Origin of the sequence: Sphingobacterium sp. UBA5639, assembly GCF_002421245.1 — a bacterium.
GTDB classification, from domain to species: Bacteria; Bacteroidota; Bacteroidia; order Sphingobacteriales; family Sphingobacteriaceae; genus Sphingobacterium; species Sphingobacterium multivorum.
On record NZ_DIJR01000003.1, the window covers coordinates 24,576 to 37,254 of the forward strand.

The following is a 12,679-nucleotide window of genomic DNA, read 5'->3' on the forward strand; positions in this document are numbered from 1 at the left end:
ATAACTTCATCGCATATAAAAGCAATATAGTACGTTCCCATCTTTCCATTGCGGAACTTATTTAGGAAGGAAATTTTGCTTTTCGATATCAATTTACAGCATAAAGTTGGAATCCTGCAATTCGTCATGATATTTTGACATTCCATCCACTCTTTTTCGCAGAAGCACTTACAGCCGCTGATATTTGAATAAAAATAAAGAAAAATGAAGCTGTTATTAACCTTACTATTTTTAAGTATTACCATCGTATCGGCACAGTCTATCTTAAAAGGGAAAGTACTGGGCAAAAACGGCAAACCGATATATTTAGCCAATGTTTTTATTGAAGGCACCTATGATGGCGGCACGACTGATTCGCTTGGAAACTTTATGTTTGAAACTAGTGAACAAGGTACTAAAATGCTGAAAGCGTCTGTTGTGGGCCTCCCAACATATAGTAAGTCTATCCAGCTTCCTCAGAAAGAATTGCTTATTATTCAAATGCAAGAAAGTGAGAATCGCCTACAGGAAGTCACGATTCAGGCAGGGGTGCTACAAGCCAATAGCTCCGGAAAAAACACGGTAATGAGTCCATTGGATATTGTCACTACGGCAGGCAGCATGGGAAACATCATCAGCGCATTAGCAACATTGCCCGGTGCACAGGTTGGGGGAGAAAATGGACGTCTTATGGTTCACGGTGGAGATGCCTCCGAAACACAGACCTACATCAATGGAATCAGAGTAGCCCAACCTTACACCGCAACACCAAATGAAGTTCCTGTAAGGGGTCGATTTTCACCCATGCTCTTTAAAGGCGTAAATTTCTCTACAGGTGGTTATTCGGCAGAATTTGGTAATGCGCTATCCAGCATTCTAGCCCTAAACACCGAAAATACCATAGAACAACGCAAAACAGAGTTTTCACTATCTTCCGTTGGACTAGGTTTGGGACATACCTTACAATGGGGCAAAAACTCCCTCACCTTCAACAGCAGTTATACCAACTTAAAACCTTATTCCAAAATTATTACGCCAGATATCAAATGGACAAAACCCTATGAAAACGCCTCCGGAGAAATGATCTATCGCCATCAGTTTAAAGAAGGCTTTCTAAATATCTATGGGGCATACAATTTCGAAAATATGGGACTTTACCAAGCAGACATCAATTATGAGCAACCTGTCCCATTGAAAAAGAAATCCAACAATGCCTACGCCAACATTAGTTACAGTCAGAATCTGGGAAACCGATGGACTTTCCAGTCCGGCATTGGCCTAGGCTACCTGACCGATAAGCTGCACTACGATGACGTTTACCTACCTAATGAAGAAAAAAGTCTTCACTTAAAAGGAATGCTAAGTAAGGTCTGGAACAATAAGATTAAAAGTATTGGCGGAATAGAATATTTCGACACCAATTATCAAGAAGAATATCACCGACAAACCATTGGTTATCACTACGGGTATCATAGCAAGATGACCGCCGTATTTACGGAAACGACCTTCGGCATCCTCCCGAACTTAATCGGGAAAATCGGCTTACGAGAAACCTCCTCCAATTTGCAGTCGAAGAACACTTTAGAACCAAGAGCTTCGCTGGGCTACGCATTAGATAAATATACGCAGCTCTCACTTGCCTATGGGAACTTCCATCAGCAGGCACCAACACCTCTATTAAAATATGCCCCTCAGCTTGGCTGGATGGAAGCCAATCACTATATCGCAAATTATTTCTATGCCCGTGGAGGGCACTTACTTCGCTTAGAAGCTTATCATAAAGAATACAACAATTTGGTAAAATACAACAGTGCGACGCCAAATTACGACACCCAATATGACAATAACGGAAGCGGTAAGGTCAAAGGCTTTGACCTATTTTACAAAAACAACAGCAGCATCAAAAACCTCCAATACTGGATTTCATATTCTTATACGGACAGTAAGCGAAATGACGCGAATTATCCGACAACAGTTACTCCCCCTTATGTCTACAAACACAGTTTCTATATCGTTGGAAAATACTGGCTACCCAGTCTACGTTCACAGCTCAGTGTGACAAATTCGTTTGTATCCGGCAGAAATTACAATGATCCCAATCAAACAGTATTTATGAATAGCCATACAAAAGGTTACAACAATCTTTCTATGAGTTGGTCGTTCCTTTATAGCCAGCAAAAAATTATCCATTTCTCCGTCAGTAATGTTCTTGGCGCTAGCCCAATCTATGGCTATCAATATGCAGACCGACCAAATTCACAAGGAATCTATGACCGTAGACCGATTGTCCCTACCGCCAAGCGCTTTGTGTTTCTAGGCTATTTCTGGACAATCAGTAAAAATGAAAAAGACAATCAATTGGACAATCTATAATAAGCATCAACTCATCATCGAAATACGTCGGTCCATCCAAAATTATTTCTGTTTGCAGCGAAGGATTGCCAACTTCAATAACAATCAATAACATATACATCAAACACAACAGCAATAACTTAGAAAAATATTTAAACTAAAAACGAAAGATCATGAAATCATTTATTATCGTCCTCATCTGCCTTATAAGCGGCAGCGCGTTTGCACAAGGCAATTTTGAAAAAAGTATGGGACAAGCCATGAGTCTATGGCAATCGGGAGAGACACAAAAAGCGGCCGCTCTTTTAGAACGTATTGCACAGGCAGAAAAGGACAATTGGATTCCTGCCTATTATCAGGCCATGGTACTGGCAACAGCATCCTTTAGGGAGAAAAATAAAGAGACACAGGCAAAATATATACAGTCTGCAGAAGAAATACTAAACAATAGCGCCCAGGACAACAATTCAGAATGGCTTGTACTGAAAGCGATGAACCAAACAGCATTGATGATCACAGATCCCATGACAAAAGCCAAAGAGCTTTCGCCTAAGATTATAGCTCTATATAAAAAAGCCATCTCCCTTGCGCCAAACAACCCCCGGGCTGTATTGGGACTAGCGGAATTCCAAATAAACGCAAAAAAATATTTTAACCAGGATACCAACAAAGAATGTGAGGATGTAAAGAAAGCACTATCTTTATTCGGTGAAGAGAAGATTACTACGCCATTTGCACCTTCATGGGGCAAAGATCGGGCAGAACAACTCGTAAAGGAATGCAAATAACACGTTGTGAAAAAAGCACCATTTAAAGCGATTATACAAGCACTACTCGCAAGCCTGGTCGTGACCATCTATTTTGTGGTTGTGGCCAAGCTTGACCATAATGATGTCCCTTGGGTATCCATCATCTTTCACCCTAATATGGTCCGAGGTTTACTATATGGATTTTTTCTCTTTCTGGGTCACAGCTATCTATCAAAATGGGTCGGAAAAAAGTACCCGAACAGTAAAGATTTTGGGAAGAAGATGATTGTTTTTTACAGTATCAGTTTTTTCTTGACCGTACTGGTCGTTTTTATTGTCAATGCTTTTTTCTCCGGACTTTTTAACCCGGGTGTTCCCAAAAATTTCGCTCAGCGTTTCCACCAATTTATTCATCAACAACGTGTTGCATATTATTTTCAAACCGCGATGATATCTTGGTGCATTTCAATGATTTTTTTTGGTTTCTATTTCTATAAAAGATTCAAAGATTACCAAATCAAAGAATCTCATCAGGAAAAACAACAAATAGCAGCACAATTTGAGTCGCTCAAGAATCAACTCGACCCACATTTTTTGTTCAACAGCCTGAATGTATTGAATGGATTAATTGAGGAAAGCCCTAAAAAAGCCAGCATGTTTACGACAGACCTTTCTAAGATATATCGCTATGTATTGGAACAAAGGGACAAAAGCCTTGTTTCTTTACAGGAAGAGCTTACTTTTTCAAAGGCTTATTTAAACCTCTTGAGTCTGCGCTTCGAAACCGGTATACAGATCGATCTACAGATCAATGCGGAACAGCATACTGGTTTTATATTACCGCTTTCCCTTCAATTACTGATCGAAAATGCAATCAAACACAATATTATTTCGATCAGGAAGCCGCTTTTATTGAAGATTTATAGAAAAAATAATTACCTCTATGTTGAAAACAATCTTCAAAAAAAGAAAGTGCTCCATGATCATTCGGGAATCGGTTTGAAAAATATTCAGGAACGTTATGCTATACTGTCCAATCTACCTGTGTATATTCAAGAAAGTGATCTATTATTTTCTGTCGGACTGCCTATTATCCATGAAATAGTCTTTTAAAAGTAACCTGCTCTTAATAAACATGCGGGAGCTAAGCACAGCAAAAACAATAGCATGGGCACAACGATTCAACAAATTAAGCAATACAACGGTCTGATGATCGATAAGCACGTAAAAAAGTAATGAAAATAGTAATTATAGAAGACGAACTTCCATCGGCGAGATTACTTCGAAGAAAACTTGAGGAACTCGGTTACACCGTATCTGCTGTACTGCAAACTGTGGAAGAATCCATTGAGTGGTTTATGTCAAACAGTGACCCAGACCTCCTTTTTTTGGATATTCAGCTCGCGGATGGGATTTCATTTGACATCCTGGAGCAGGTGAAACCCAGTTCGGCCATTATTTTTACCACCGCATACGATGAATATATGTTGCGTGCTTTTAAACAAAATAGCATCGATTACCTGCTGAAGCCAATTGAAGATGAAGAATTGGAAAATGCAATTGAAAAATTCCGCCAATTTAGACGCCCCAATCCCCAGTTTGATCTGGCATCGCTTCAAGCGTTGTTTAGAAACCCTGCCCCAACATTTAAGGAACGCTTTACAATCAAAATCGGCCAAAGTCTAAAAGTTGTGACAAGCCAGCAAGTTGAATGCATTTACAGCGAAAACAAAGGCACTTACCTTTATACCAACGAAAATGGAAACTATCTTTTGGATCAGACATTGGACGCACTAACACCGCAACTGTCACCCAAAGCATTTTTTAGGATCAATCGAAGCACGATTATTCAATTTGATGCCATCAAAAATATTGCTGTACATTCCAATGCCCGGCTAAAAATATACCTCAAGCATTATGAATCCGAAGAGCTCATTGTCTCCCGGGAGAAAGTCTCAGCCTTCAAAGACTGGCTGGACAACTAATTCAGGAAAAACCAAAAGACTTCTTCCGAGCAGGAGTTAACGCGGGCATACTGATACCGTAGCGACGACATAATCATGCGGTAAGCAAATATCCCAGAGAAAATATACAAGCTGATTGAAGAATCTGAGCTACATATTGATCCGATAATTTAGCGGAATACTAAATCGAAGAGACACCGCAAAACCCTTTATCGGATTATAATCTTTTTTTTCATTGATGGATAATCCATAACCAAAATCAAGATCCACCAATGTAGCCAAGCTCACTCCAACTTTGGGGGTAATGGTATATGGAGTAAGTTCTGTACGAACAAAAGGAGTCAAGACATATGTTTGGGGATAATACGTTATTCCGGCCTCAGGGATTACGGCAAACTTTTTTTGTGTCCATGTAAAGTTAGCTGTAGCATCTGCTCGCAGTATATGATCTCCACTAAAAGGAAATGCGAAATAAGCGCCGGTTTTTAATATACTGCCTTTTTGGAACTGATAACTCAGTGAAGGACCGATTAAATAATCTTGCGCTTTTAGGTTGCTAACCAGCGCTAACAACACAACAAGTGACCCCAGGAGTTTATAAATCGTCTTACTGCGCATTTTTCAATTAATAAATATGAAAATTGAGCGGAATATTTACCCCTACTGAAACGGTAATTCCGTCAATCGGCTTAAAATTTTTCTTCGTATTGTAATCAAATCCATAACCTATTCCCAGATCCACAATGGAGAATAGACTGGCCCCCACTTTTGGCGTTATAGTGTAAGGTGTTAACTCTGCTTTCACAAAAGGGAAAAAAACAAAATCATTTAGATAGTAAGTAAATCCCAGCTCTGGAATAACCGTCGTTTTACCTTCCATCCAGCTGAAATTAGCTCCGGCATCAATTTTCATATATTGAAAATCATTCGGGGCAAATAATCCCCAGCCCGAAACTTTCAGAAAATTACCACTTTGATACTGATACCCTACTGAAGGACCCCAGATCCATTTATTATGTTGTTTCCAGGGCTTATCTTGTGCTTTAGACAACGTAGTAAAGAGAAAAAGGATAGTAAATAACGATAATATTCTTAGTTTCATCCAGCTAAATTACAAACTATAATCTATTTTATGGAATACAACAGGTGCATGCCAGAATAGTTTTACTTAAAACAGAAAAATAGTAAATATATACGCCTACAGCAAATGAATAAAAGTACAGTTTATGCCCGTCTTTAATTATATAGATCTTTAATAAGGTAATATCCTTATTCGGATAAACTGTGATCGTTCGTTCAACGATCCTTCATCGCCCCAATAGCCATCAATATGGTTGGCAGCAGTATATATGCATCCATCTTTGCCCCAAAATATCAATTCCTCTTTCCAAGTTGGCATCCACTCTTTAAAACTAACAAAAAGCATCGGCGTCACCTTTCCTTGTTTCACGTGGAAGAGCTGCAAGTCACCCGTCGATTCATAGGGATCAGCGTGTAAAGTCATCAGATAATTTTTATCGGCAGAAAAGAAGGGATAATCTCCACATTCCACAATAAGATGACCGTCTTGTTTATCAAAAAGCCGCACATCAGCACTTTCCCAGTAATTCCCATCAACAGCAAAAGCATTTAGAAAATCATAATGTCCTTTATACGAATAACTGGCTTCCAATTCATTATCGATATCCTTATCTGTAAAAATTAACTTTTTTCCATTGGTCAAAGGCAATTCTAGGGTTTTTCCGTTTTTAGGATAAGACAGGGTATCCTTGATCAAGTAATTTTTAGCCGTATTCTGAGCGGCTAGGAACGTTTGCTTATCAATCAACTCTAACTGGAGATACTTATCTAAAGAATGCCCCTTTTCATAATACGTTTCTTTACCATTTATCGTAAGTGAGACGATTGAATTTAAATCCCTGGGGGAAATTGTAATCTGATCCTGTTTCCCCAGCTTGGACTTCGCTACATACACCTTTTCCCATCGTGTAATATCACCTGTTTCGCCATTTCTCCCTTTGTAATCGCGCTGTATACGGTCCATGACAGCAATCCATTCTCCTTCTTCACCGATCACATCGAGCTTGGTGCCATAGGGATATTTTCCTAATAGCGGAGCCGCTCCATCTGCACCTTGTCTAAGTTCGACTCCAGCACGATCAACAACATAGGTGTTTTTTAAAACCTTTGTCCTGTCATAGTCAATCGGCAAAGGAGGAAATTTAGCAGCATCCATCGTATCCTTCACGGCAATGGTTTTAAGTTCAGAAGAATCCTTTAAATCTGTATTATTAACCCTCGTATTGTGACCACAGCTCAAGATTCCCATGAATAATGTCGCTCCAAGGAATAAAGATAGGGGTGAAAATAGTTGTCTATTCATAAAGGTCAAGGTAGCGATTCCCATGCCAAAAAAAAATACTGGTTTTCAGGGGTTCTCCGAGAGCAAATACGATTATCCAAAGGTTCACAGTTTTAGCGAAGTAAAATCTAAAGCTCATTCCAAATTTGGACTAGATCCTTTGAATAGGATATCTATAGCCACAAAGGCTCGTTAAAACCCCGCGGAATTTTTAATCTTTTAGCCATAAATTTTTCCCTTTAATTTGTAAACCGGCCTCTGACTTCCGTACATGAACAATTGTACTAATGATAGCGATAAAGATGGTCAAGAAGCGGAAAAAATTGCTCCATCCATTTCCTGCAGCATTGTCTGCAACATCAAAGATCATCCATGCCAAATTCATCAAAACATGAAGTGCTATTGGTATCCAAAGATTAAAACTCCATTCGGCATACAACCACGAAAATAGGATAGAGCCGAAGAAAGTCGTACAAAAAATCAGGGCCAATTCTCCCAAATCCTGACTCTGATAAAGATGCAGTATAGCAAAAAGGAATGAGGTGGCTAAAATGGATGGAATAAAACCTAGTCGGGTATAGCGATAAACTAAACCAAAAAAATAGGCCCGAAAAATCACTTCTTCAAAAAAACCCGATGACACACTATTTATTAATAGCGTGTTCGGATCTATTTTGCGGTTGAAGGTAAAAACAAGGGCATAGCCCAAGAACATGGGTAAGGTGGCTATAATTCCAAAAGATAGCCCCTGTAAAAAAGAGCCCTTTAAACCAAATTTTTCCAAGAACTCATTCGGCACTTTAGGTTTAAGCAGCGTTGCCCCCAAAAGCAGTGGTCCAAGGCTAATTGAATACGTCAGCACATGCCCCAAAAATCTACTGTGGACATAGTTGCTCATCGTGGGTTGAAGCCTAGCAAAAAATAAATTATCAAGGATAAAGTATATTCCGAAGAACAGGAATAATACCAGCAGGTTTAAACTTTTTGTGTTCATCTTTTTTTTGAGCAAAATTATGCCCCTCATGATGAGTAAACAAAGTTATGTGGCGTATGGCAAGACTTAGGGCTGACTGACAACAGCGAGGCGATCTTCTGCCCTATAAATACGGTCTAACTGATTCCATAGCAGACCTTGAAATAACAGCACAATCTTCAGTATCTGCAAAACGTAACAAGAAACCTTGGGCATTCCCTTCCTTTGCAATTACTTTTTCAAAGTTAACAAGAAACGACCGATGACATCGGTGAATAGACATTCTATTCAAGAGTTCAGACAATCGGCTCAACGTAATTCGTACCATCTGCTTCTTTACCGTACCATCCTTCCTAAAATAGATCATGCAATAATTATCCATTGATTTTGCAAAAATAAAATCGCTCGGCAGTAACTTTAACGATTGATTACCATTGGGGATATCGACCAGCCCCAAATGACAGTCATTCATTTGGCTCAATATGATCGCTGGCTTTATCGATAAACGTTCAATCGACGAATTATTCTTTTCATAATACGAATGACGCTTATCAACTCGAAGTAAAAAATAAATCGTAGCAATTGGGCTGTAAAGTGAAAGTGTGTAAAATCCAATATAGGGGAGGTTATTCCACTGTAATGGGGCCTGATTGATGAACCAGCCATGATAGACGAAATTTAAAAAAACTGATAATAGGAGCACAAGAAAAATACGAAATAGTTCTATCGCAATTGTTCCTCTTTTTTTACGTAAGAGGACAGAAATTAAGGCATATGCAACGGATAATATAACCCCATATCCGGATAACAAGCTAAATTTATAGGCATGCTCAAAATTATACGTTCCAAATGGCTGAAAAACCAGTAGGAATACATAAGCGGATAAGCCGAGTAAAGAGGCATAGGAGAGCAGCTCTCTTATGGATACAATTTTGGGAATTACGCTATTTAAATAATTTAGAACAGGCTTTTTATATATCATGATTGGATAAATTTAGCGTTTTTGGCCGGCAGAGTGAAAATTTATAGCGAAAAAATTGAAATATATTGAATTTATGATTTAACTTAGAAGATATTTTTTCAAGCCAACATTAGTCGCTCGAATTAAAATTGATTTGTCATATTATATATTAACGTAATTCTCCAAATTATGCGTTTAGGTCAACTACTTACTTTATTTCTTTGCTCGGCTTTTATCCATGTCATCCAAGCACAGGAAAAGCAAGTTTTAATAGAAAATGTTAAACTGCTCGATTATAAAACTCAAATGTTAACTCCGCCAAAACATGTTTTAATAAACGGTAACACGATTCAAACCATTAGTACATCTCCTATTGACGTGCAAGGTAAGAATATCGTTAAAATAAACGCTAAAGGCAAAACCCTAATGCCTGGATTGATTGATGTACATGTCCATTTGGTATTTGGAGCTTTGACAATGCCTCAAATGATGACAAATGACCTTTCCGAGGAATTCTTGATCAACACGGTGTGGCTCTCGGCGCAACAGATGTTAATGCGGGGTTTTACAAGTGTACGAGATGTCGGTGGCCCTATATTTCCATTAAAGGCGGCGATCGACAAGGGTAAGCTTCTAGGCCCTAGAATATGGCCTTCTGGTGCTGTTGTTAGTCAAACAGCGGGGCATGGAGATTTTCGGACACCGGAGGAAAAATCGCGTCGTTTTTTTGGTATTGTCTCTCGTGCGGAGCGATATGGAGCAACATTCATCGCCGATGGTCGTGATGAGGTTCTGACTGCAGTACGAGAGAATCTGAGATTCGGAGCAAGTCAGATTAAACTCATGGCGGGTGGGGGAACTTCTTCAGCATACGATCCTGTGGATGTTACCCAATATACGCTAGACGAAATGAAAGCAGCAGTAGAAGCAGCCGAAGACTGGGGAACCTATGTCACCGTACATGCGTATACGCCAAGAGCAATTCGAAGAGCGATCGAAGCTGGTGTAAAATGTATTGAACATGGACAATTGCTCGACGAAGAAACTTTACAGCTGATCGCAAAAAAAAATATCTGGCTTAGTTTACAAAACCTGGTGGAAGATACGCCCGATATGGATCCACAACGAAGAATCAAGCGTAAACCCGTCATTGAAGGTCAGGAAAAAGTATGGCCAATGGCTAAAAAATATGGAGTAAAGCTAGCTTGGGGTACAGATTTCCTTTTTGAGCCGGAACTGAATAAAATGCAGAATGCTTTTATTTTGCGACTTCAAAAGTGGTTTACAAATGCCGAGATCATTAAAATGATTACTCAAGACAACGGTGAGCTACTGCAGCTTTCGGGATTAAGAAGTCCTTATCCTGGCAAGTTGGGAATAGTAGAAGAAGGAGCTTTGGCAGATCTGATCCTTGTAGACGGAGATCCGCTTAAGAATTTAAAACTATTGGCAGATCCAGAAAAAAACTTTTTGTTGATCATGAAAGACGGTCAGATTCATAAAAATAGCCTCCAGAGGCATTAATATTTACAAGGTCAAATTTATTGTATCTCGAAAATCCACATCTTAAGATGATAAAATGTATTTTCGATGACATCAGTTAAAACGGGCTATTTTGGCTCGTCAAGGTGAAAAAGGAATCAAACAATTTTACCATCACATGGTGCAGGCGGTTGCATTACGGTATAATTTATTTGAAGAGTAAACACCTTTGCATTTAATTGATTAGTTTTGCGTTTAAACGATAAATCAAAGCATTCGGTGGCATTATTATTCAACGACGGGCGTCCAGTAGTAAGACTAAGAGCATTTCGGGCTATCGACGATCCCCAAACCTGTGAACGTTTCATAGAAGGACACGCGCATGTGTTAACTGCTATAGGCGTAAAGAAAGTAACTTCTTCCAAAAATGACTGGATGTACAATCCCGCATCATTCGTACTGATCGTAGAATCCCTTGATGGTGATAAAGTCTATGGTGGAGTACGTATACACGTATCTGGAGGGAGTGAACCACTTCCGATTGAACAGGCCACGGGAGCGATGGATGCCAAAATCTTAGACCTTGTTTATGATTATGCGCAACAGGGAACCGGTGAAGGTTGTGGGCTTTGGAATTCCCGAGAGATCGCTGGATATGGTATTGGCAGCATATTTTTGACGAGGGCTGGTGCCGCTATCAGCACACAGGTTGGCATTAAATCGCTCTTTGCTTTATGTGCTCCTTATACGGTGAAATTAGCAGAAAGTGTTGGCTACCGCATTGATACAAGTGTTGGAAATAATGGCACGTTCTATTATCCTAAGCTGGATCTGCTGGCTACGGTAATGATTATGCGTAATCTTGACACCTTGACCGAAGCCGATCAAGAAAACAAAGATGCAATTTTATCACTTCGGAATAATTCCAATATTGTCCGCATAGAAACTTTGCGGAATAAGGAAATTGAAATTCATTATCAAATCGATATTCCGAATCTCAATCAATGGGATTTAAATGAAATTATTAAAAACCTGAAACATACATCATTAGATCACAAACCAGATGATCGTAATTTAAATATCTTATAATGGACACTAAACATTATGGTGCCGGCTATTTAATGGATACCGGTGATTTTCTTAAACAATTAAAAATACATTCATATACTCCTTTTAATACGATTAAAGAGGGCGTTGTCGTCGATCTAGGTTGTGGCACTGGAATGGATGCCATCAATTTAGCTAATATGCTAGGCCATAACGTTCTTGTCGTTGGATTGGATCATGATAAGGCTTTAATCGAACATGCCAAAACAAGCAGTGTGGAGGTAAAGAACGTCGACTTTGTTCAGGGTGAAGTTAATCAACTTAGCTTTACAGATAATTCCATTGCTGGCATCAGAATGGAACGTGTTGTACAACATCTTCCGGAAGCACCGAAAATGTTTGCTGAGGTTCACCGTGTTTTGCGTGAAGGTCAACCCCTAGTCATCGTCGAGACGATCTGGAATAGCCTGACATTTTACAGCAAGCATGTGGGTATTGAGGCTAAGATATGCCATTATTTGACCGAAGAAAAAGTCAATAATGGCTGGGCTGGGAATAAATTAACTTCAGACCTATTGACTCAAGGCTTTAAACAAGTTCAATTGCAAACATTCTGTATGGTAGCCCGCTCGAAAGAAGAAGCCAACCGCTATCTTTTCTTAGATAAAATTCTTTTGGAGATGGTCGAAAAAGGGAAGTTGAGCACAGCTGAAATGGAGGAATTTCAAAACACATTGGACCAAGCTGATGAAGCGGGTTGTTTCCTTGTTTCTATGAATTTAGTTATTGCCGAAGCAAAAAAATAGCATA

12 protein-coding genes are annotated in these 12,679 nt (G+C 39.3%); 7 read left to right on the plus strand and 5 right to left on the minus strand.

From position 1 onward, the window contains the following. Positions 1-204 precede the first annotated feature (204 nt). The 4 genes from B4Z90_RS03405 (at position 205) to B4Z90_RS03420 (ending at position 5,065) form a co-directional block, all read left to right on the plus strand. Positions 205-2,352 carry a TonB-dependent receptor gene (locus B4Z90_RS03405; RefSeq protein WP_070562787.1) on the plus strand — a complete coding sequence of 716 codons (2,148 nt, stop codon included), beginning with the start codon at positions 205-207 and terminating at the stop codon, positions 2,350-2,352. A 152-nt stretch (positions 2,353-2,504) separates the two neighbouring features. Further along, entirely contained in the window at positions 2,505-3,119 is a 615-nt protein-coding gene (locus B4Z90_RS03410) for a tetratricopeptide repeat protein (RefSeq protein ID WP_286801411.1), read from the plus strand. Positions 3,120-3,125: 6 nt separating this feature from the next. Beyond that, positions 3,126-4,193 carry a sensor histidine kinase gene (locus B4Z90_RS03415; protein WP_070562780.1) on the plus strand — a complete coding sequence of 356 codons (1,068 nt, stop codon included), beginning with the start codon at positions 3,126-3,128 and terminating at the stop codon, positions 4,191-4,193. 122 nt (positions 4,194-4,315) lie between these two features. Continuing rightward, complete coding sequence (locus B4Z90_RS03420) at positions 4,316-5,065, plus strand: LytR/AlgR family response regulator transcription factor (protein ID WP_159333480.1); 750 nt, start codon at positions 4,316-4,318, stop codon at positions 5,063-5,065. 129 nt (positions 5,066-5,194) lie between these two features. On the opposite strand, the gene B4Z90_RS03425 is transcribed toward B4Z90_RS03420, so the two are convergent. The 5 genes from B4Z90_RS03425 to B4Z90_RS03445 form a co-directional block, all read right to left on the minus strand. Beyond that, complete coding sequence (locus B4Z90_RS03425) at positions 5,195-5,662, minus strand: hypothetical protein (protein ID WP_070562774.1); 468 nt, start codon at positions 5,660-5,662, stop codon at positions 5,195-5,197. A 7-nt stretch (positions 5,663-5,669) separates the two neighbouring features. Next, positions 5,670-6,146, minus strand: a complete 477-nt coding sequence (locus B4Z90_RS03430; protein ID WP_286801412.1) for a hypothetical protein — start codon at positions 6,144-6,146, stop codon at positions 5,670-5,672. A gap of 150 nt (positions 6,147-6,296) precedes the next feature. Then, positions 6,297-7,427: a hypothetical protein gene (locus B4Z90_RS03435; RefSeq protein ID WP_286801413.1), complete on the minus strand. Its 1,131-nt coding sequence runs from the start codon at positions 7,425-7,427 to the stop codon at positions 6,297-6,299. A 190-nt stretch (positions 7,428-7,617) separates the two neighbouring features. Next, on the minus strand, positions 7,618-8,400 hold the full coding sequence (locus tag B4Z90_RS03440; RefSeq protein ID WP_286754242.1) for a CPBP family intramembrane glutamic endopeptidase: 783 nt from the start codon (positions 8,398-8,400) through the stop codon (positions 7,618-7,620). Between the two features lie 103 nt (positions 8,401-8,503). Next, positions 8,504-9,361: a LytTR family DNA-binding domain-containing protein gene (locus B4Z90_RS03445; protein WP_286801414.1), complete on the minus strand. Its 858-nt coding sequence runs from the start codon at positions 9,359-9,361 to the stop codon at positions 8,504-8,506. Between the two features lie 168 nt (positions 9,362-9,529). Here B4Z90_RS03445 and B4Z90_RS03450 point away from each other — a divergent pair, with 168 nt between their 5' ends. The 3 genes from B4Z90_RS03450 (at position 9,530) to B4Z90_RS03460 (ending at position 12,675) form a co-directional block, all read left to right on the plus strand. Then, on the plus strand, positions 9,530-10,864 hold the full coding sequence (locus B4Z90_RS03450; RefSeq protein WP_286801416.1) for a metal-dependent hydrolase family protein: 1,335 nt from the start codon (positions 9,530-9,532) through the stop codon (positions 10,862-10,864). 237 nt (positions 10,865-11,101) lie between these two features. Continuing rightward, complete coding sequence (locus B4Z90_RS03455) at positions 11,102-11,911, plus strand: hypothetical protein (protein WP_070562848.1); 810 nt, start codon at positions 11,102-11,104, stop codon at positions 11,909-11,911. After that, entirely contained in the window at positions 11,911-12,675 is a 765-nt protein-coding gene (locus tag B4Z90_RS03460; protein WP_070562758.1) for a methyltransferase domain-containing protein, read from the plus strand. The genes B4Z90_RS03455 and B4Z90_RS03460 overlap by 1 nt, the downstream gene beginning before the upstream one ends. Positions 12,676-12,679: the final 4 nt, after the last annotated feature.

Excerpts from the sequence above, each read along its gene's own strand:
- B4Z90_RS03440 (WP_286754242.1), bottom strand. The coding sequence starts at position 8,400 with ATGAACACAAAAAGTTTAAACCTGCTGGTATTATTCCTGTTCTTCGGA.
- B4Z90_RS03445 (WP_286801414.1), bottom strand. The coding sequence starts at position 9,361 with ATGATATATAAAAAGCCTGTTCTAAATTATTTAAATAGCGTAATTCCC.
- B4Z90_RS03430 (WP_286801412.1), bottom strand. The coding sequence starts at position 6,146 with ATGAAACTAAGAATATTATCGTTATTTACTATCCTTTTTCTCTTTACT.
- B4Z90_RS03420 (WP_159333480.1), top strand. The coding sequence starts at position 4,316 with ATGAAAATAGTAATTATAGAAGACGAACTTCCATCGGCGAGATTACTT.
- B4Z90_RS03435 (WP_286801413.1), bottom strand. The coding sequence starts at position 7,427 with ATGAATAGACAACTATTTTCACCCCTATCTTTATTCCTTGGAGCGACA.
- B4Z90_RS03425 (WP_070562774.1), bottom strand. The coding sequence starts at position 5,662 with ATGCGCAGTAAGACGATTTATAAACTCCTGGGGTCACTTGTTGTGTTG.
- B4Z90_RS03410 (WP_286801411.1), top strand. The coding sequence starts at position 2,505 with ATGAAATCATTTATTATCGTCCTCATCTGCCTTATAAGCGGCAGCGCG.
- B4Z90_RS03460 (WP_070562758.1), top strand. The coding sequence starts at position 11,911 with ATGGACACTAAACATTATGGTGCCGGCTATTTAATGGATACCGGTGAT.
- B4Z90_RS03450 (WP_286801416.1), top strand. The coding sequence starts at position 9,530 with ATGCGTTTAGGTCAACTACTTACTTTATTTCTTTGCTCGGCTTTTATC.
- B4Z90_RS03405 (WP_070562787.1), top strand. The coding sequence starts at position 205 with ATGAAGCTGTTATTAACCTTACTATTTTTAAGTATTACCATCGTATCG.